Here is a 19,665-nt window from a genome sequence, read left to right as displayed (position 1 = left end):
CTTCCCTGCGCTCGGCGGTCCCGAACGGTCAGCGGCCGCACGACATACCCGGTGAAGGCCGGGTCAGAGAGGGAAAGAGACATCCATGGGTGAGCTGCTCGTACTGATCGACCACGCCGAGGGCCAGCCGCGCAAGCTGTCCCTGCAGATGCTCACGGCGGCCAACCAGGTCGCCTCGCAGACCGGTGACACGGTGTCGGCCGTGTGGCTGGGCGAGGGGGCGTCCGGCGCGGCCGACGTCCTGGGGCGCCACGGCGCGACCAAGCTGTACGCCTGGGACTCGCCGGACGCGCTCGGCTACGTCACCCTGCCGCAGGTCGAGGCCCTGCAGCAGGTGATGGAGACCTCCGGCGCCGAGATCCTGTTCTTCGCGTCGACCAACCTGATCAAGGACGTCGCCGCACGCCTGGCGATCCGGGTCGACGGTGGCGTCATCACCGACGCGACCGGCGTGGAGGTCGCCGACGGCAGGATCGTCGCCACCAAGGAGATCTTCGGTGGGGAACTGATCACCAAGTGCACCTTCGCCGACGGCAGGAAGCAGATCGTCGGTATCTCCAACAACGCCTTCGCCGCCGAGGAGACCGGTGGCGGCGCCGCCGAGGTCGTGAACCTCGACGTGTCGCTGTCGGAGGCCGCCACGGCCGCCAAGGTGACCAACGTCGAGAAGCAGGTCACCTCGGACCGGCCCGACATCGCCGAGGCCGCGGTCGTGGTCGCCGGTGGGCGTGGGCTCGGTGACGAGCAGGGCTTCGAGCTGATGGAGCAGCTCGCCGACGTGCTCGGCGCCGGGGTCGGCGCGTCGCGTGCCGCGACCGACGCCGGTTGGTACCCGCACCGCTACCAGATCGGCCAGACCGGCCGCACCGTGTCGCCGATGCTCTACATCGGCTCGGGCATCTCCGGTGCCATCCAGCACCGGGCCGGGATGCAGACCTCGCAGAACATCATCGCGATCAACAAGGACGGCGAGGCACCGATCTTCTCGATCGCCGACTTCGGCATCGTGGGCGACCTGTACACCGTCGTCCCGAAGCTGATCGAGGAGCTCCAGGCGCGCAAGGGCTGACACGTTGCTCACCGACGCGGGCACCCGTTCCGGGTGTCCGCGTCGTCGTTTCCTCCTGCCGCCCGAGGTGCCGCCGGCAGGGGCTGATCGGCGCCATCCGTGCGCCCTGATCCGCACTGCCCGACGTGCGGACGCACGGATCGCGCCCAGCGCCACCGCGACCGTCGATCCGTGCGTGCTCATCTGCACACGCCCGGCTTCTGACACACGTGCGTCGCGTCCGAGATCCCGGCGTCGCCTCGCTCAGGGCAGGTCTGCGGCATCCAGGGCGCGCGCCACGCCGTCGACGTAGCTGCCGCCGAACAGCCGGACGTGGACGAGCAGGGGCGCGAGGTGCAGGGCGGGGCGGCGCTGCTCCCACCCGTCGGGGAGCGGGGCGGCGGACGCGTAGGCGTCCCAGAACGGCCGTGGCGGGGCGCCGAACAGCGTCAGCATGGCGAGGTCGGTCTCACGGTCGGCGTGGTGGACCGCCGGGTCGATCAGCCAGCGCCCGTCGACGACGTTGCCCGTCCACAGGTCGCCGTGCACGAGGCTCGGTGTCGGCTCGTGGGCGTCGAGCAGGGCGGGCAACGGCCCGTCGCAGGCGGCGGCCAGCCGACGGGCGAGGGCGGCCGGCAGGACCTCGAGGTGAGGGCGGATCCGGCGTTCGACCACGAAGGTGCCGGACGTCGGGCACCAGCCGTTGGCCTGCGGCAGGGGGCCGATGACGTTGTCGCGGTGCCAGCCGAAGGCCGGGCCGTGGTGCCCGTGGACCCTGGCGAGCGCCGCGCCGAGCCCGGACCAGTCGGGTGGCCCTGACACGTGCTCGAGCACCAGCACGTGCGCGTCGACCCCGAGCAGCGCGGGCGTGGGCGCCCCCGCGTCGGCCAGGGCGCGCAGCCCCTCGGCTTCCAGCCCGGCGTCGTACGGCGTGGCCTTGACGACGACCTCGCGGCCGTCGGTCAGCGTCGCCCGCCAGGCCTGCGCGACGTCCCCACCACCGAGCGGCGAGGCCTGCACGACATCCGGCAGTCCGGCGGGCAGTGCGGGTGGCGCCGCACTCATCCGACGGACTGCCGGCTCGGGCCCGGGGTGCCGTGGTCACCGGCCTGGGGATGATCGGGTGCGACGGCGGGGGCCGCGGGCAGGACGGCCGCCTCCGCCCCGGTCGCCTCGGTGCCCTCGGCGCGGCGGATCAGCACGATGCCGGCGACGATGCAGGCGCCACCGAGCAGCTGCGACGGGCCCGGCAGCTCGGACAGCAGCACCCAGGCCACCAGCACGGCCGCCAGGACCTCGGTCAGGCCGACGAACGACGCCAGGCGCGTCCCGAGCCGCTGCACCGCCCCGATACCGGCCAGGTAGGCGATGCTGGTCGAGCACACGACCAGCCAGGCCGCCGGCAGCCACCAGCCCGTCGGTCGGCCGGCGAGCACGACGTCGCCGTTCGTGAACGCCATCGGCACCAACCCGACCAGCCCGGCCAGCCCCAGCACGAGCGCGCCGACGAGCGTGCCGCCGGCGGCCATCACCACCGGGGGCAGGTCGTCGTGCTGGCGGGCGGAGAGCACGAAGAAGGCCGCGACGCAGACGGCAGCCACCATGCCCCAGGCCACCCCGACCGGGTCGATCGTTCCGGCTCCGGTCAGATCGAGCACGAACACCAGGCCGAGCATCGTCAGCGCCGCGCCGACCAGGGTCGTACGCGAGGGGAGCGTGCGGGTGCGCGCCGCCGTCCAGGCCACCAGCAGCACCGGTGCCGTGAACTCGAGCAGCAGGGCCACGCCCACGTCGAGGGTCCGCACCGCGTTGAAGAACGCGAGCTGGACGCCGGCCATGGCCACCGTGCCGTAGACGAGCAGGGCCCGCAACGACGGTCCGGAGACCCGCAGGTTGCCGCGCCGGACGACCGCGGCGACGGCACCCAGCAGCACCGCGGCACCGCCGATGCGCACCAGCACGGCGGCCCCGGCCGTCCAGCCGGCGTCGATCAGTGCCTTCGCCATCGGCCCGGACGAGCCGAAGGTCGCCGCCGACAGCAGCGCCATCGACACGCCGACGCGCAGGTCGGGCACGGAACGCGGCGTGGTGGCGTTGGACATGGGCGTCTCGAGACGGCACGGGGGAGCATCGGCTCCCGGTCGGAGCGACGACCCGATGGAAGTCAGCACCATCGGCGCGGTACGGTCATGACGCTACGCGAGCCGGGTGTCAGGAGTCAACATGCAGTTCGCCCATGACACCGAGGTGGCGTTGGACGGCGCCGCCGCCCTGGTCAACACCGCCCGGGGGGGCGAGGAGCGACTGACCGATCCCGACGCGTTGGCCACGTTCCTCGATCGGGAGCGCTACAGCGGCACCCGCCGCGGCGACGGGGCCGAACTCGCGACCGTCCGCGACCTGCGCGACCGCATCGCCCGCCTGTGGGACACCGAGGACGTCGACCAGGTGGTCGGGATCGTCAACCGGGTCCTCAGCGACGCCCACGCCCTGCCGCAGCTGATCCGTCACGACGGCTGGGACTGGCACCTGCACCTCACCCCGCGCGACGCCCCGCTGGTCGACCGCATCGGCACGGAGATCGCGATGGCGGTCGCCGACCTGATCCGCGCCCAGGACCTCGAGCGGCTCAAGCGCTGCGCCGGAGAGGACTGCGACGCGGTGTTCGTCGACCTGTCCCGCAACCGCTCGCGTCGGTTCTGTGACCTCGGCAACTGCGCCAACCGTGCCCACGTCGCCGCCTACCGGGCCCGCAAGGCCGGCCGCGCCGACTGACGTCTGCGCCGGGACGGTGCGGCGACCTGCCTCAGCAGACGTCGACGACCTCGGCGCCGGTGATCGTCAGCAGCGTCGTCGGGACCAACGGGAAGACCGTGGAGGGCGTGCCGGCAGCGGCCCAGATCTCCTCGTGCGCGGTCAGGTCCCGGTCGCACACGACCCGGAGCGGACCGGCGTGCCCGAACGGTGGCGTCCCGCCGATGGCGTAGCCGGTCGCGTCGCGCACCTCGTCGGCGCTGCCCTTGCGGAAGCTCGCCGCACCGAGGGCGGCGCGGACCCGGTCCTCGTCGACCCGGTTCGCGCCCGAGGTCAGCACCAGCACCGGCTCGTCGTCGGCCATGAACACCAACGACTTGACGATCTGCGCCACGTCGCACCCGATCGCCGCGGCCGCGTCGGCGGCGGTGCGGGTGCCCTGCGGGAACTCACGGACGTCCGGCGCGAGGCCGTGGGCGGCGGCGGCCTGGGTGAAGCGTTCGACGGCGGCGGTGGCCATGGTTGGTCTCCGGGTGGCTCAGAGGGCGACGGTGGCGGTCAGCGGCTCGTGGCCCGGGATGACCGTGACCCGGACCTCGAGGGAGCTCCCCTCGGGCGGGACGGGCCGCAGGCGGACCTCGCCGTTGGAGAAGGAGCGGTCCCCGCGCCCGACGGCGTCGAGCACCTCCAGCGGTCGGCCGTCGAGGTGCACCTGCCAGGCGTCGACCGGCGGGACCCGGCGCGGAAGCGGGCGGGTGGCGCCGACGTCGATGCGGGCGAAGCGCAGGTCGGCCCACTGCGGCCACACCTCGAGGCTGAGCAGGACGACGCGCTGGCCGGCGACCGTGCCGAGGTCGACGGTCAACGGCACGACGCGCACCGGGGCGTCGGGCACGGCCAGGCCCTCGGGCAGGTGCGGTGCGCTCACGTGCGGCTCCGGTCGAGGTGGTGCGGGCGGCGTGCCCGGCGGGGAACGCTACCGTCGCGGGCGTGACCGTCCTGCTCGACCATGCCGCCAGCACGCCGCCGCGCCGCGAGGCGCGCGCGGCGTTGCAGCGCTGGCTCGACGCGGCCAACGCCTCGGCCACCCACGCCGCCGGCCAGGCCGCCCGCGTCGCAGTCGAGGAGGCACGCGAGCAGGTCGCCACGGCCCTGCGCTGCTCGCCGCACGAGGTGGTGTTCACCTCCGGCGGCACGGAAGCCGACAACCTCGCCGTGAAGGGGATCGTCTGGGCCGCACGCGACCGGGACCCGGCCCGCACCCCGCACCTGGTCACCACCGCCGTGGAGCACCCGGCCGTGCTCGCGCCCGCCCGCTGGCTGGCCGAGCGCGGCGACGCGACCCTCGACGTCGTCCCGCCCGACGCCGACGGCCGCGTCCCGGTCGAGCGGGTCCTCGACGCGGTCCGCGCCGACACCTGCCTGGTCAGCGTGATGACCGCCAACAACGAGCTCGGCGCCGTCAACGACCTCGCGACCCTCGGTCGGGAGCTGCGCGCCCGCGGCATCGCGTTGCACACCGACGCGGTGCAGGCCGTCGCGACCCTCGACGTCGACATGACCGGGTGGCAGCTCGACGCGCTGGCGTCGTCGGGCCACAAGTTCGGTGCGCCGCAGGGCGTCGGGGTCGCGGTGCTGCGCCGCGGCCTGGCCGTCGTGCCGCTCACCCATGGCGGCGGGCAGGACCGTGGCGTGCGCTCGGGCACCTTCGCGGCCGGGTTGGACGCCGCCTACGGCGCCGCGCTGACGGCCGCCGTCGCCGACCGCGCCGGTCTGCGGGACCGCCTGCGGTTGCTGACCGACCGCCTGGCCGCCGGGCTGCTCGCGCTGGACGGGGTGCGCCGCAACGGCCCGACCGATCCGGACCACCGGCTGGCGTCGCACCTGCACCTCTCGCTCGACGGCGTGGACGGTGCCGCGTTGACGGTGGCGCTCGACCGCGCCGGGCTCGCCGCGTCCTCGGGCGCCGCGTGCGGCGCGGGTGCCGCGACCGCGAGCCCCGTGCTCGAGGCCTGCGACGTGGTCGGCACGCCCCTGCGGCTGTCGCTCGGGTGGACCTCCACGGACGCCGAGGTCGACCGCGCACTGGACGTGCTCACCGACCTCGTCCCGCGACTGCGGGCCGGCACCGCCGCCGCCGGCGCGGCCGCCGGTGTGGTGGGGGCCTGAACATGGCGCAGGTGCTGGTCGCCATGTCGGGCGGCGTGGACAGCGCGGTCGCGGCCGCGATGCTGGTCGAGCAGGGCCACGACGTCACCGGCGTGCACCTCAAGCTCGCCGACGTCGCGCTCGAGGACCAGGTCCCCGGGCACGGCTGCTGCACGCTGGACGACGCGCAGGACGCCCGTCGGGCCGCGCAGGTGCTCGGTGTCCCCTTCTACGTGTGGGACCTCGCCGAGCTGTTCCGCACCGAGGTGCAGGACCCGTTCGCGCAGGCCTACGCGGCGGGGGTGACCCCCAACCCGTGCGTGACCTGCAACGAGCGGGTCAAGTACGCCGGGCTGCTCGACCGGGCGCTGGCGATGGGCTTCGACGCGCTGGCGACCGGCCACCACGCCCGCCTGCGCCGCCACGGTGAGGTGGTGCGCGCGCCCGGCCCCGACACCCGGCTGCACCGCGCCGTCGACCGGCGCAAGGACCAGTCCTACGTGCTCTACGTCGCCACGCCCGGGCAGCTCGACCGGACGCTGCTGCCGGTCGGCGAGGTGGCCAAGGACGAGGTCCGCACGCTGGCGCAGTCGTACGGGTTGCGGGTGGCCGACAAGCGCGACAGCTACGACGTCTGCTTCATCCCCGACGGCGACACCGCCGGCTACCTCGCCGAGCGCCTGCCGTCGCGCCCCGGACCCGTGGTGGACCTCGACGGACGCACGCTCGGTGAGCACGCGGGCGTGTGGCGTTACACGGTCGGTCAGCGACGTGGGCTGAACCTCGGCACCCACGAGCGCCGGTTCGTCGTGGACGTGGATGCCGCCGACGACACCGTCGTCGTCGGGCCACGCGACGCGCTCGCGTGCCGGTGGGCCGAGCTCGACGCGCCCACCTGGACGACCGGAGCGCCGCCGCACGGTCGCGTCCGGGTGCAGGTCCGCGCCCATGGCGCCACCGTCCCCGGCCGCGTCGAGGTCGGCGACGCCGGCCGGGTGCGCCTCGAACTCGACGAGCCGGTCCACGGGCTCGCGATCGGCCAGGCCGCGGTCGTGTACGACGCTGGCGACGTGATGTGCCTCGGTGGGGGCCGGGTCGCCCGCGCCGACCGCCCCGCCGGCCTGCCGGTGCGCTGACGCGGGGCGCGACTCGCGGCGACGCACGTGCGCCCGGGACCGCGGCGATGCGGATCACGACGCACGTGCGCGTGGGACGGCGGCGGATCACGACGCACGTGCGCCCGGGACTGCGGCGATGCGGATCACGACGCACGTGCGTCCAGCCGCGGGCGTCAGGTGCTGACGGCCTGCTGCACGGCGAACCAGTGCAGGGTGATCGCCACCAGCGTCAGGGCGTGGAACACCTCGTGGTAGCCGAACCAGCGCGGCCACGGATCCGGCCGGCGACGGGCGTAGACCACCGCGCCGAGCGTGTAGAGCAGCCCGCCGGCGGCCACCAGCACCGCCACCGTGGTCGAGTGGCGCCACAACCACGGCAGCGTGATCACCCCGACCCAGCCGAGCGCGACGTAGGGCACGATCCGAGCCCACGGACGGGCGTGGTGGAAGACGTTGCGCACGACGATGCCGGCCGTCGCGCCGACCCACACCAGCGCGAGCAGCACCGTCCCGAACGTCGGCGGCATCGTGGCCAGCACGATCGGGGTGAAGGTGCCGGCGACCGCGAGGAAGATCGTCGAGTGGTCGGCGCGGCGGAGCGCTGCGACCATCCGTGGCGACCAGTTCGGCACGTGGTAGGTCGCGCTCGTGGCCAGCATCGCCGTGACGCCACTCGCGTAGATCATCGCGGCGAGGCGCAGGACGGGCTCGGTCGTCGAGCGCCACAGCAGTGCGGTCGACGCTGCCATCAGCACGGCACCGACCAGGTGCAGCCAGCCACGCAGGCGCGGGCGAGCCCGGCCCTGGGGCTCGGCGACGGGGGAGACCACGGGGAAACGACCTCCGGCGGGGAACCTACGGCTGCGTAGGCTATGCCGGTGTGTCGGCGTCCGGCACTGTCTGATCGTGCGTCCGGGACCCGGTCCGCTGCGCTGCTCCCGGTGTCGCCGTGCGGCCCTCGTCGAGCGGGCCGGGCTGCCGCGGGGAGGTGGGGGTGACCGCCGAACGCCCGCGCGACGTCGCGTCGTTAGGCTGGCGCGATCGGTCGGACGAGGGAGCGCGCGTGCAGCTGGGAGCGCAGGGTCAACGGGTGCTGGGCTGCCTGGTCGAGAAGGCGCTCGCCACCCCCGACCACTACCCGCTGTCGCACAACGCGCTGCGGTCGGCCTGCAACCAGACCACCGGACGGGACCCGGTCGTCGACTACGACGACCGCGACGTCCGCGCCGGCCTCGACGACCTCAAGGCGCAGCAACTGGTCCGCAGCGAGTACGCGCGCGGGTCCCGGGTGCCCAAGGCCGCCCACCGACTCGAGGAGCAGCTCGACCTCGACCGCCCGCAACAGGCCGTGCTGGCGCTGCTGCTGCTGCGGGGAGCGCAGACGCCGGGGGAGTTGCGCTCGCGCGCCGGCCGGCTGCATCCCTTCGCGTCGGTCGAGGCGGTCGAGGAGGTGCTGCGCTCGCTGGCCGAGCACCGCTTCGGCACGCTGGTCGAACGGCGCGCCAGGGAGCCGGGCCGCCGCGAGGCCCGCTGGGCCCACCTGCTCGGCGAGTCCGAGTCGGCGACCGCCGTGCCGCCCGACGCCGCGTCGACGACCGCCGCGTCGACGAGCGTCGCGCCGACGACCGACGGGCCCGTGCCGACCGCCGGTCCGCGCGGTCGCCACCGCACCTTCGCCGACGCCGTGGCCGCGGGGGATCTGCACACCGCCGTCGCGCAACTCGCCGACGACGTGGTGTTCCACTCGCCGGCCGTGCACCGGCCGTACCGGGGCCGGGAGGCGACGGCCGCCGTGCTACGGGCCGTGACCACGGTGTTCGAGGACTTCCGCTACGTCGACGAGCTCGACGCCGGCGACCGGGTCGGGCTGGTGTTCGCCGCGCGCGTCGGCGACCGCGAGCTCGAGGGCTGGGACTACCTGCGCTTCGACGAGGCCGGCCGGATCGTCGAGCTCACGGTCATGATCCGTCCGCTGTCGGGGCTCGAGGCCGTCGTCGAACGCATGCGCACCGCCCTGGGAGGTTGACGGCGGCACCGTCCGAGGCGGACGGCGGACGGCGAGACGGCGTCGAGTCAGCGCAGGTCCTCGCTCACGACCTCGACGGCCGTCGTCATCAGCGCCGCGACCTCGAGTTCGTCGAGCGGCTGCCGCGTGTCGGCCGCGGCGGTCACCACCACGTGGGCGTCCGCGTCGTCGTCGACCGGTTCGAGGTACCAGCTCAGCGTCAGCACGCCCGGCTCCGAGCCGCCCTTGAACCCGGCGTAGGACCAGACCTCCGGGTCGATCCCCGTGCCCGGGTTGGCCGCGAGGATGTCGCGCACCGGAGCGGTCGGGTCGCGCCGCCCGACCTCCGCCAGGGCGACGTGGGCTCGGCAGAGGTCCTCGGCGGTCGCGAACCACTCGAGCGTGTCGACCTCGATCGGGGTCGTCCACGCCTCGGGCGCCACGTCGAGCGGCTCGCCGCCGAGCTCGTCGAGCAGCTGCCGCCGCACCGGTTCGTCCGCGTCGACGAAGGCGGAACGTCGGCCGGCGTCGACGCCGAGCTTGAGCTGGAACAGCTCCCGGGTGGTGATCAGCGGCTGGTTGCGTGACGGGTCGTGGTGGCCGTAGCGCGCCAGCGCCTGCTCGACCGCCTCGCGCCCCACCCGGTCGATCAACAGGTCGGTGGCGGTGTTGTCGCTGATCTCGACCATCGCCAGGGCCGCCTCGCGGACGGTCACCTCCGTGCCGTCCGGTTCGTCCTGCAGGCGTCCGCTCGGCAGGCTGCGCAGGCGGTCGCGGACGACGAGCGTCTCGTCCCAGTCGAGCTCCCCGGCGGTGACGGCGTCGGCCACCGCACCCAGCACGTACAGCTTGAACGCCGAGGCGATCGGTACCACCACGTCGGCGTCGTCGGCGAACACCGGCGTGCAGGTGCCGTCGCGCACCTCGGCGACCAGCACCGCGCTGGTCTCGGCAGCGGCCTCGAGCCGTTCGGCCAGCGCCTCGAGGTCGGGCGGGGTCTCGACGTCGGACGCCGGTCGCAGCAGCAGCCCGGTGAAGCGGTGGGGCGGGTCCGGCTCGACGGCGGCCAGCACCTCGAAGTCGGCGCCGCCGGCCTCCAGCACGCGCATGCGGCCCTCGAGACCGTCGGGGGCCGCGTCGACGTCGGTCACCGTCCAGTCCCCGCGGAACTGGGCGAACACCTGCCGGAGCTCGGCGACCGACACCTCGGCGAGGAAGGCGTCGTCGAAGCGGGCGTCCACGGCCGCGTCGTCGGGCGGCCCGTCCGCCAGGACGTCGAGCAGCCAGCGCAGCTGTTCGCCCAGCGGAGTGTCGGGCAGCACCACCGCATCGGCGTCGGCCGGGGCGGGTGCCGCCTCGTCCCCCGGCGGCGGATCGGACGGCCCGGGCCCCCCGTCGTCGCACGCGACGCCCAGTGCCGCGATGACGACCAGGACGGTGGCGGCACGTCGACGGGCCAGGAGCACGGACGCAGACCTCGGGGAAGGCACCAGGACGATCAGGACGACCATAGGTCGGGGGAGGCGGACCGTGCCGAGGCTCTAGCGTGGCGCGCACCCGATCTCGTCGGCGACGGGCACGGCACGTCGCGCCGGCGTCCTGGAGGAGCCCGCATGCCCGCCACCGCACGCGTCGAGCGGCCGAGTCTCGTCGCGCGGGTGCTGCTGGGGATCGGGGCGGTCGGCGTCGTCGCCGGGCTGCTCGGCACGGTGGTCGGACTCGGCTTCCTGACCTCGCTCGACCGGGCCCTGCAGGACAGCCTCGGGGTGACCACCGACGCCGTCGACGCGCTGGGCGGGTCGGTCGAGGTGGCCGGGGACACGCTGGCGATCCTCGAGCGCACCCTGAGCACGACCGCCGCGACGACCCGTGACCTCGGCGTCGGGTTGCGGGACGCCGAGGCGGTGCTGACGGCGACCGCGGAGCTCAGCGAGCAGGACCTCGCCGGCAGCCTCGAGGCGGTGCAGGGCAGCCTTCCGGCGCTCATCCAGGTCGCCAGCGTCATCGACACCACGCTGGGGGCACTGAGCGCGATCCCGTTCGGCCCGGACTACGACCCGACGCAGCCGTTCGACGACTCCCTGCGGGCGGTGCAGGTGGAACTCGACGGCGTGCCCGACTCGTTGCGCGAGCAGGCCGGGCTGATCCGGGAGGGGGCCACGAGCCTGGGTGCCGTGCGGGAAGGCACCGGCGACATCGCCGACGACCTCGAGGAGCTGCAGACGACGTTGGCCTCCGCGAGCGGGCTGGTGGGGTCCTATGCCGCGACCGCTGCCGAGGCGCGGGCGGTCGTCACCGACAACCAGGCGGCACTCGAACGGCAGCTGGCCTGGGCGCGGGTGCTCGTCGTCGTGCTCGGCCTGAGCTTCGTGGCCGGGCAGCTCGTGCCGCTGGGGCTCGGATGGCTGCTGCTGCGCCCCGCGCGGCTCGAACGTCTGCTGCACGGCACCGGCCCCGAGTGGTCCGGGTCGGGCAAGTAGCCTCACCGCCGCCCGAAGCCACCACACGCAGGAGGGCGAACGCCACCGTGGCCGCTGCCGTCCCCGCCCACCTCGCCGAGGCCCGCACCCGCCACGACGAGCTGTCCCGCCGCGTGCGCGACGCCCGCTACCGCTACTACGTGCTGTCGGACCCGCCGATGTCCGACGCCGAGTTCGACGCGCTGTTCGCCGAACTGCTCTCGCTCGAGGAGGCGCACCCGCAGCTGGCCACCGGCAACTCGCCGACCCAGCAGGTCGGGGCGCCGCTGGACACCGCGTTCCCGCCGTTCCGGCATCCGCAGCCGATGCGGTCGCTGGACAACGCCTTCTCGCGCGACGAGCTCGAGGCCTGGCTGCAGCGGGTGGTGCGCGGTCTGGCCCCCGACGCCCCGCTGGCGCTGGTGTGCGAGCTCAAGATCGACGGCGTCGCGGTCAACCTGGTGTACCGCGACGGGGTGCTGGAGACGGCCGCCACCCGCGGGGACGGCAGCGTCGGGGAGAACGTCACCGCCCAGATCGCCACGATCGCGGCGGTGCCCTACCGGCTCGCGACCGAGGACGTCCCGACGCTGGTCGAGGTCCGTGGCGAGGTGTACTACCCGCTCGAGGCCTTCGAGGCCATGAACGCCGCCCGGATCGAACAGGGCGAGGAAGCGTTCATGAACCCGCGCAACGCCGCGTCGGGCGCCCTGCGGCAGAAGGATCCGGAGGTCACCCGGCAACGGCCGTTGTCGGTGTGGTGCCACGGGTTCGGGGCCGTCGAGGGGATGCGGTTCGGCCGCTGGTCGCAGGCGTTGGCGTGGTTGCGCGACGCCGGGCTGCCCACCGCGATCGAGACGCGGGTGGTCGAGGCGGGGGACGGGGACCACACCCGGCTGCTCGACGAGGTGTGGGACTTCGTGGCGCACTGGACCGAGGCCCGCCACCGGGTGCCCTACGAGATCGACGGTGTGGTCGTGAAGGTCGACGACCTGGCCCAGCGCGAGGAGCTGGGGTTCACCGCCCGTGCGCCGCGTTGGGCGATCGCCTACAAGATGCCGCCCGTCGAGCAGGAGACCACGCTCGAGCGCATCGAGGTCAACGTCGGGCGGACCGGCAAGGTCACGCCGTACGCGGTGCTCGAGCCGGTCGTGGTCGCCGGCACCCGCATCACCTACGCGACCCTGCACAACGAGATCCAGGTCCACGCCAAGGACGTCCGCGAGGGCGACCGCGTGATGGTGCGCCGTGCCGGTGACGTCATCCCCGAGGTCGTCGGGCCGGTGCCGTCCAAGCGCCGGCCCGACGCGCAGCCGTGGTCGATGCCCGCGACCTGCCCGTTCTGCGGCCAACCGCTGACCCGGCCCGAGGGGGAGGCCCACCACGTCGACGAGAACGTCGACTGCCCCAACCGGCTGCTCGAGTCGCTGTCGCACCTCGCCGGTCGGGGCGCACTCGACATCGAGGGGCTGGGGGAGCAGACCGTGGAGCTGCTGGTCGAACGCGGCCTGGTCACCAACCTCGCCGACGTGTTCCGCCTGCCCGAGCACCGCGAGGAGCTGCTCGCGCTCGAGAAGTGGGGCGAGAAGCGGGTCGACAACCTGCTGGCCGGCATCGAGGAGGCCCGTCAGCGGCCCCTGGACCGGGTGCTGGTGGCCTGCAACATCCGCCACCTCGGCCCCACCTACGCCAAGCTGCTGGCGTGGGCGATGGGGTCGTTGGAAGCGATCCGGGCCGCCACGCCCGACGAGCTGGAGGCGATCGACGGGATCGGCCCGACCATCGCCGCGGCCGTGCACGCCTGGTTCGCCACCCCCCGCAACGCCGAGCTGGTCGACGAGCTCGTCGCGCTCGGGGTAACCACCCGGGCCGAGCAGGCAGCGGTCGAGGAGCCCGGCGTCGACGCCGAGCTGCTCGCCGGCCGGACCTTCGTCGTGACCGGGACGCTCGAGGGCTTCACGCGCGACGAGGCCAGGGCCGCACTCGAGGCCCGCGGCGCCAAGGTCACCGGCAGCGTGTCGAAGAGGACCACGGCCGTGGTGGCGGGTGAGAGCCCCGGATCGAAGCTCGCCAAGGCCGAGGACCTCGGCGTGCCCGTGCTCGACGAGGCCGGTCTGCGCGCCGTGCTCGGCACCGGCGAGCTGCCCGGCTGAGCGTTCGGGCGGCCGGACGGGTGGTGCGCGGTGGCCGACGGGCGTTGTCCGGCCGGGTGGGCCGGTGCCGGCGTCGGTGACGAACGTCGGTCACGTTGGCCGTGCCGACCCGACGGAGCAGCCATGCGACGCGACCACCGCACGACCGTGACCAACGTCCTCGTGATCGGTTCGGGCGGGGCCGGCCTGCGGGCCGCCATCGCCGCCCACGACGCCGGACGTGAGGTCACGATCGTCGGCAAACGGTTGCGCACCGACGCCCACACCGTGCTGGCCGCGGGCGGCATCAACGCCGCACTGGGCACCGTCGACCCCGAGGACACGCCACGCTGGCACTTCGTCGACACCTGGAACGAGGGCTACCACCTGGCCGATCCGCGCAAGGTCGAGCTGCTGGTCGAGGAGGCGCCCGAGCGCATCCGAGAGCTGGCCGAGTGGGGCATGCCGTTCGCCCGCACGGACGGGGGCGAGCTCGACCAGCGCTACTTCGGAGCCCACCGCTACCGGCGCACCTGCTACGCCGGTGACTGGACCGGCCGGGCGATGCTCGAGACCCTCCACGAGCAGGTCCGCGAGCGTGGCATTCCCATCGTCGAGCGCACCTACGTCAGTTCCCTACTGGTCACCGAGGGCACCTGCTTCGGCGCGCTGACCTTCGACCTGTCGTCGGGGGAGCGGGTCGTGCACCTCGCCGACGCCGTCGTGCTCGCCGGCGGCGGCCACACCCGTCTGTGGCGCCGTTCCTCCTCGCGGCGCGACGAGAACAACGGCGACGCGATGTACCTGGCACTGGCCGCGGGCGCCGAGCTCGTCGACCTCGAACTGGTGCAGTTCCACCCGACCGGCATGACCCATCCCGAGGAGTGGGCCGGGCAGTTGGTCACCGAGGCCGTGCGGGGCGAGGGCGGCCACCTGAAGAACGCCGACGGCGAGCGCTTCATGGAACGCTACGACCCCGAACGCCTGGAGCTGTCCACCCGCGACCGGGTCGCGCTGGCCAACTACACCGAGATCCGCGAGGGCCGCGGTGGGCCCAACGGCGGCGTGTTCCTCGACATCAGTCACCTCGACCGCGCCACCATCCGCGAGAAGCTGCCGCGCATGCACCGGCAGCTGATCGAGGCCCAGATGCTCGACATCGCCGAGCAGCCCATCGAGGTGGCACCGACCGCGCACTACTCGATGGGTGGCGTGCACGTCGACCCGGCGACCGGGGCGAGTGGCGTTGACGGACTGTTCGCTGCGGGCGAGATCACCGGTGGGCTGCACGGTGCCAACCGGCTCGGTGGCAACTCGCTGACCGAGACGGTCGTGTTCGGCCGGCGTGCCGGCGAGGCCGCTGCCGTCCACTCCGACGAGCTGTCGGTCCAGCTGCGGTCCAAGCCGGCCGTCACCGCCGCGCTCGAGGAACTCGACGCGTTCGTCCACGAGGGGGACGAGGTGGTGCGGGTCGGGCAGCGTGAGCTGCGCGACATCATGTGGGAACACGTCGGTGTCGTACGCGACGAGCAGGGTCTCGACGCCGGTGTCGAGCGCCTCCTCACCCTGCGGGAGCTGATCCCGTCCCTGGACGTCCAGCCCGACAGCCAGGGCCACCAGGACCTCGCCGGGGTCCTCGACCTGCGCGGTTCGATCGTCTCGGCCCTGGCGACGGCGCAGTGCGCGAAGCAACGGCGCGAGACCCGTGGTGCGCAGCAGCGCGAGGACCATCCCGACCGCGACGACGAGCACCAGTTGGTCAACTACCTGGTGCGCCTCGACGACGCGGGCGAGCTCGCATGCTCGTCCCAGCCCCGGGTCGAGGTACCCGACCACCTCGCCGACTGGGCCCGACCGGCCGAGGCGGTCGACGCCAGCGACCGCCTGCTCGAGTGACCGCGGTCGGGCGGGCGTCGGGCCGGGCGGGTCAGGGCCGCAGCATGGCCGGGTGCAGGCGGCTGGCACGTCCGCGGCGGTAGCGCTTCGCCGGACGGCCGCCCTCGGGGCCGGGAGCGGCGGTGCCTTCGACCTCGACCACGAAGTCGCGGGCCGACACCACCTTGCGCCGGAAGTTCGCGGCGTCGAGGTCCACGCCCCACACCGCCTCGTACACCCGGCGCAGCTCGCCGAGGGTGAACGGCTCGGCGACGAACGCCGTGGCCAACGCGGTGTACTCGAGCTTGGAGCGGGCCCGCTCGATCGCGTCGGGCACGATGCGGTCGTGGTCGTAGGCGAGCGGCGGACCGCCGCCGCCCGCGAGCGCGCCGACGTCGAAGAACGCGGCCCGCCCGTCCGCCAGCGGGCCGCCGTCGACGACCGACTCGACCGTCGGCGTCAGGGCGAGGTAGGCGACCGACACGACCCGGCCGCGTGGGTCGCGGGACGGATCGCCGTAGGTCCGCAGCTGTTCGAGGCGGGCGTCGGGAGCCCGCAGTCCCGCCAGCTCGCGCAACGCGCGGTGGGCGGTGTCGTCGAGGCTCTCGTCGTCGCGGACCCGACGTCCCGGCAGGGCCCACTGGCTGGTGTAGGGACCCGCGTCGGGATGCACGAGCAGCAGTTGCAGTCGTCCCTCCCGCACGGTCAGCAGCGCGACGTCGACCGCGACGGCGCAGGTGGACACCGGCGCGGTCGCGGCGGTGCCCGGCGCCGGGGAGCGATCACGGCTCACGCCGCGACGACCTCGACGCCGGCGTCGCGCAGCTCGGCCAGGGCGCGGTCGGCGTCGCCGGGCGCGACCTCGACGAACCGGGTGGCCGCCAGCGGGTAGACGACCTCGTAACCGAGGCGGGAGGCGTCGAGCGCGGTCGCCTTGACGCACACGTCGCCGGCCAGGCCGGTGACCACCACCCGGCGCACGCCGGCCTCGTCGAGGAGCCGGCCCAGCTCGGTCGCCGACTCCTCGCCGCTGATCGGGTCGCGGACGCTGAAGCCCGAGTAGCCGTCGCCGCCGTCGACGCCCTTGCGCACGACCGGCCCGTCGACCCGGAGCTCGGGGTGCAGCTCGGCACCCCAGGTGCCCTGCACGCAGTGGGTCGGCCACACCCCGCCGTCCTTGGCGAAGTGCGGGGTGGTGTCGGGATGCCAGTCCTGGGTGTAGACCACGAACGCGCCGGCGGACCGGGCGGCGTCGATCTGGGCGTTGACGACGTCGACGACCTGCTCACCGCCCTCGACGTAGAGACCCCCGTCGGGATCGGCGAAGTCGTTCTGGACGTCGACCACCACGAGGGCGGTCGTCGGATCGAAACGGTCGCTCATGAGCAGGCCTTCGGGTCGAGGCGGGCCTCGGGATCGTCGTCGAACTCGGTCGGTATCGCCACCGGTCCGTCGGGGAGCGCCGTCGCGTCCGAGCCGAGCTCGGCGAGTGCGGCCCGCAGGCGCTCCTGCGCCGCGCCCAGGTCGTCGGGCTCGACCCGCTCCCCGTCGACGACCAGCGGCCGCTGCAGCGGGCGGACGTCCCCCGACGGGGGTGGGGCGGTGAAGGGGCGGATCACCTCGGCGACGGCACGACCGTCCCGGCGACGGCGCCAGGCGGCCTTGCGTCCCCCTCGGGTCGCCTTGTCGCCGCCCGCCTTGGCGACCGGCCGGCAGATCCCTCCGGGGCGCTCGGCACGGGCGACCAGCTTGTAGACGAGCCCTGCCGTCGGCGCCCCCGAGCCGGTGACCACCGAGGTGCCCACGCCGTAGGCGTCCGCGGGCGCGTCGGCCAGCGCTGCCAAGGAATGTTCGTCGAGGTCGCCGGAGAGCACGATCCGGGTCCGGGTGGCGCCGGCCTCGTCGAGCAGCGCCCGGGCGCGCCTGGCCTCGGCGGCGAGGTCGCCCGAGTCGATGCGGACCGCGCCGAGGTCCGTCCCGGCCACCCGCAGCGCCGTGCGCAGGCCCTGCTCGGTGTCGTAGGTGTCCACGAGCAGCGTCGTCCCGGGTCCCAGCGCGGCGACTTGCGCGGCGAACGCCGCGGCCTCGTCGTCGTGCAGCAGCGTGAAGGCGTGGGCCGAGGTCCCCAGGGTCGGCAGGCCATGGCGACGGCCGGCCTCCAGGTTCGACGTCCCGGTGAAGCCGGCGAGGTAGGCCGCCCGCGCCGCGGCGACCGCCGCCTGCTCGTGCGCGCGACGACCGCCGAACTCGAACAGGGTGCGGCCCCCGGCGGCGGTGACCATGCGGGCCGCCGCCGACGCCACCGCGCTGTCGTGGTTGAGCACCGAGAGCACCAGGGTCTCGACGACCACGGCCTCGGCGAAGGTGCCGTGCACCGTCAGCACGGGCGAACCCGGCAGGTACACCTCGCCCTCGCCGTACCCGGAGATGCTCCCGCCGAAGCGGTAGCCGGCCAACCAGGCCAACGTCGGTTCGGAGACGACCCCGGCGTCGTCGAGCCAGCCGAGCACGTCGTCGTCGAAGCGGAAGTCGACCAGCGCGTCCAGCAGCCGGCCGGTTCCGGCGACCACGCCGTAGCGGCGTCCGGCCGGCAGCCGGCGGGCGAAGACCTCGAAGACGGACGGGTGCTCGCCGCGGCCGTCGCGCAGCGCGGCGTCGAGCATCGTGAGCTCGTACCGGTCGGTCAGCAGTGCGGTCGACGGAGCGGTGTGGGTCACGGACCACCTCACGTCGGCGCCGCCGGTCGTGGGGCGCCGGGAAGGACGGGCGGGGACGGATCGAGCGGGGAGCGGACGAAGGCCTCGACCGTAAGACGCCGGTGCCGATCTTGTCAGCACGTGCTGCCGACGAACGATCCACCCGGCCACCCGGCCTCGACCCGAGGCGTCCTCGAGGGCACGACCAGGAGAGCTCCGTGCGGCTGTTGCTCGTGGAGGACGACCTCGACCTCGCCGCCCTGTTGCGTCTCGTGCTCGGGCAGGCCGGCTTCGAGGTGTCGCTGACCGACCGCGTCGAGGGCGTGGTCGGTCACGCGCGTGCGGTCGAGGCGGTGGTCACCGACGGCGCCCTGCTCGACGGGACGGCGGACGACGTGCTCGCGGCGCTCGCGGCCGACCCGGTCACCTGCTCGCTGCCGGTCGTGGTCTGCTCGGTGCGGCCCGACGCGGTCGTCCACCCGCAGGTCGTCGGTCGCCTGCGCAAGCCACTCGACGCCGTCCACCTCGGTGTCCAGCTGCGCGAGCTGCTGGCCGACCCGGCCGGTGCCGACGCACCCACGCCCGCCACCTGGTCCACGGCCGCCGCGGCGCCGGACCCGGCCGACGCGACCGACGTCCACGACCGGCCCGCTGCGCCCGACCCGCCCGCTGCGCCCGTCGCGTCCGCGAGCCCTGAGACCGCGGCCGCACCGGAGGCGGTCTGCCTGCGACAGCGTGGCCTGCAGGAACTCGAAGTTCGTGCGCGGATGATCGGGGACGCCGGCGCGGCGGTGCTGTGCGGTGACCTCGACGACCAGCTGCGCGAGCAGGCCCGGGTCGCCGCCCACCGCAGCATCGGTCTGGCCGGTGCGCTCGGCGAGCTCGACCTCGCCGCACCGGGGCGCCGGGCCGAGCAGCTGCTGCTCGAGCCGCGGGCGCTGCGGATCGCCGACGCGGTGCTGCTGTGCCAGGTCGCCGCCGAACTGGAGGACGGCGCCCGCTCACGCGTCGAGACCGCGCCGGAGCGCGACGCCCGCGGGCAACGCGCCGTGGCCGGGGGACGGGTCGCCATCGTCGACGACGACGACGTGCTGGTGGCGCTGGTGCGCCGACGGCTGGAGCTGGCCGGCCTCGAGGTCCTGGCCTACGGCCACGGCGGCGAGGCGTTGCGCGAGCTGCGCACCGGGGACCCGATGCCCGACGTGCTGCTGCTCGACATCGACCTGCCGGGCCTCAACGGGCTCGCCGTCCTCGAGGGGCTGGCCGCGGCCGGCGCTCTCATCCAGCTGCGGGTCGTGCTGGCCACGGTGCACGACAACGACGCCGAGCTGGCGCGCGCCCGGGCGGTCGCGGCCGACCTCGACCACCTGCCCAAGCCCTACGACCTCGACCGGCTGCTCGAGCTCGTCGCGGCCCGCAGCCGGAGCTGA

The 19,665-nt window shown here is 74.4% G+C and carries 18 protein-coding genes; 9 read left to right on the top strand and 9 right to left on the bottom strand.

Translation table 11 applies throughout. The features are described 5' to 3' along the window. The first annotated feature begins 85 nt into the window (after positions 1-85). Complete coding sequence (locus ELR47_RS15230) at positions 86-1,069, top strand: electron transfer flavoprotein subunit alpha/FixB family protein (RefSeq protein ID WP_130650656.1); 984 nt, start codon at positions 86-88, stop codon at positions 1,067-1,069. A gap of 243 nt (positions 1,070-1,312) precedes the next feature. Here the strand turns inward: ELR47_RS15230 and ELR47_RS15225 are convergent, their stop codons facing one another. After that, entirely contained in the window at positions 1,313-2,113 is an 801-nt protein-coding gene (locus ELR47_RS15225) for a fructosamine kinase family protein (protein ID WP_130650655.1), read from the bottom strand. Then, a complete protein-coding gene (locus ELR47_RS15220) occupies positions 2,110-3,150 on the bottom strand; it encodes an EamA family transporter (protein ID WP_165404122.1) in 1,041 nt (346 codons plus the stop codon). The genes ELR47_RS15225 and ELR47_RS15220 overlap by 4 nt, the downstream gene beginning before the upstream one ends. Positions 3,151-3,271: 121 nt before the next feature. On the opposite strand from ELR47_RS15220, the gene ELR47_RS15215 reads away from it, so the two are divergent. Continuing rightward, a complete protein-coding gene (locus tag ELR47_RS15215; RefSeq protein ID WP_130650653.1) occupies positions 3,272-3,823 on the top strand; it encodes a CGNR zinc finger domain-containing protein in 552 nt (183 codons plus the stop codon). Between the two features lie 31 nt (positions 3,824-3,854). Here the strand turns inward: ELR47_RS15215 and ELR47_RS15210 are convergent, their stop codons facing one another. Both ELR47_RS15210 and ELR47_RS15205 read right to left on the bottom strand, forming a co-directional pair. Next, positions 3,855-4,322 (bottom strand): YbaK/EbsC family protein, encoded by a 468-nt coding sequence (locus ELR47_RS15210; protein ID WP_130650652.1) that lies wholly within the window; start codon positions 4,320-4,322, stop codon positions 3,855-3,857. Between the two features lie 18 nt (positions 4,323-4,340). After that, positions 4,341-4,730 carry a hypothetical protein gene (locus ELR47_RS15205; RefSeq protein WP_130650651.1) on the bottom strand — a complete coding sequence of 130 codons (390 nt, stop codon included), beginning with the start codon at positions 4,728-4,730 and terminating at the stop codon, positions 4,341-4,343. A gap of 62 nt (positions 4,731-4,792) precedes the next feature. Between ELR47_RS15205 and ELR47_RS15200 the strand changes: the two genes are divergently transcribed. Together ELR47_RS15200 and mnmA are read left to right on the top strand one after the other, a co-directional pair. Next, positions 4,793-5,971, top strand: coding sequence for a cysteine desulfurase family protein (locus ELR47_RS15200; protein WP_165404121.1), 1,179 nt, complete (start codon positions 4,793-4,795; stop codon positions 5,969-5,971). 2 nt (positions 5,972-5,973) lie between these two features. After that, on the top strand, positions 5,974-7,086 hold the full coding sequence (gene mnmA, locus ELR47_RS15195; RefSeq protein WP_188584400.1) for a tRNA 2-thiouridine(34) synthase MnmA: 1,113 nt from the start codon (positions 5,974-5,976) through the stop codon (positions 7,084-7,086). A gap of 155 nt (positions 7,087-7,241) precedes the next feature. Here mnmA and trhA read toward each other — a convergent pair whose 3' ends face one another. Beyond that, positions 7,242-7,898: a PAQR family membrane homeostasis protein TrhA gene (gene trhA / locus ELR47_RS15190; protein ID WP_130650649.1), complete on the bottom strand. Its 657-nt coding sequence runs from the start codon at positions 7,896-7,898 to the stop codon at positions 7,242-7,244. A gap of 233 nt (positions 7,899-8,131) precedes the next feature. On the opposite strand from trhA, the gene ELR47_RS15185 reads away from it, so the two are divergent. Further along, positions 8,132-9,094, top strand: coding sequence for a DUF480 domain-containing protein (locus tag ELR47_RS15185; protein WP_165404120.1), 963 nt, complete (start codon positions 8,132-8,134; stop codon positions 9,092-9,094). 47 nt (positions 9,095-9,141) lie between these two features. Here ELR47_RS15185 and ELR47_RS15180 read toward each other — a convergent pair whose 3' ends face one another. Beyond that, positions 9,142-10,539 (bottom strand): serine hydrolase, encoded by a 1,398-nt coding sequence (locus ELR47_RS15180; protein WP_130650647.1) that lies wholly within the window; start codon positions 10,537-10,539, stop codon positions 9,142-9,144. Between the two features lie 147 nt (positions 10,540-10,686). Between ELR47_RS15180 and ELR47_RS15175 the strand changes: the two genes are divergently transcribed. From ELR47_RS15175 to ELR47_RS15165, 3 genes are all read left to right on the top strand, one after another. After that, positions 10,687-11,553, top strand: a complete 867-nt coding sequence (locus ELR47_RS15175) for a hypothetical protein (protein ID WP_130650646.1) — start codon at positions 10,687-10,689, stop codon at positions 11,551-11,553. A gap of 47 nt (positions 11,554-11,600) precedes the next feature. Then, entirely contained in the window at positions 11,601-13,685 is a 2,085-nt protein-coding gene (gene ligA / locus ELR47_RS15170) for an NAD-dependent DNA ligase LigA (RefSeq protein ID WP_205745308.1), read from the top strand. A gap of 123 nt (positions 13,686-13,808) precedes the next feature. Continuing rightward, positions 13,809-15,560 carry an FAD-dependent oxidoreductase gene (locus tag ELR47_RS15165; RefSeq protein WP_130650644.1) on the top strand — a complete coding sequence of 584 codons (1,752 nt, stop codon included), beginning with the start codon at positions 13,809-13,811 and terminating at the stop codon, positions 15,558-15,560. A gap of 31 nt (positions 15,561-15,591) precedes the next feature. Here the strand turns inward: ELR47_RS15165 and ELR47_RS15160 are convergent, their stop codons facing one another. Genes ELR47_RS15160 through ELR47_RS15150 form a run of 3 tightly spaced genes read right to left on the bottom strand, consistent with a single transcriptional unit; the run spans position 15,592 to position 18,256 of the window. After that, complete coding sequence (locus ELR47_RS15160; protein WP_229730556.1) at positions 15,592-16,332, bottom strand: NUDIX hydrolase; 741 nt, start codon at positions 16,330-16,332, stop codon at positions 15,592-15,594. After that, a complete protein-coding gene (locus ELR47_RS15155) occupies positions 16,329-16,922 on the bottom strand; it encodes an isochorismatase family protein (RefSeq protein ID WP_130650643.1) in 594 nt (197 codons plus the stop codon). The genes ELR47_RS15160 and ELR47_RS15155 overlap by 4 nt, the downstream gene beginning before the upstream one ends. Beyond that, entirely contained in the window at positions 16,919-18,256 is a 1,338-nt protein-coding gene (locus ELR47_RS15150) for a nicotinate phosphoribosyltransferase (RefSeq protein WP_205745307.1), read from the bottom strand. Before ELR47_RS15150 ends, ELR47_RS15155 begins: the two co-directional genes overlap by 4 nt. 197 nt (positions 18,257-18,453) lie before the next feature. On the opposite strand from ELR47_RS15150, the gene ELR47_RS15145 reads away from it, so the two are divergent. After that, on the top strand, positions 18,454-19,665 hold the full coding sequence (locus ELR47_RS15145; RefSeq protein WP_130650641.1) for a response regulator: 1,212 nt from the start codon (positions 18,454-18,456) through the stop codon (positions 19,663-19,665).

Source organism: Egicoccus halophilus (assembly GCF_004300825.1).
In the GTDB taxonomy this organism is placed as follows: Bacteria; Actinomycetota; Nitriliruptoria; order Nitriliruptorales; family Nitriliruptoraceae; genus Egicoccus; species Egicoccus halophilus.
This window is presented reverse-complemented; position numbering and strand designations above follow the sequence as displayed.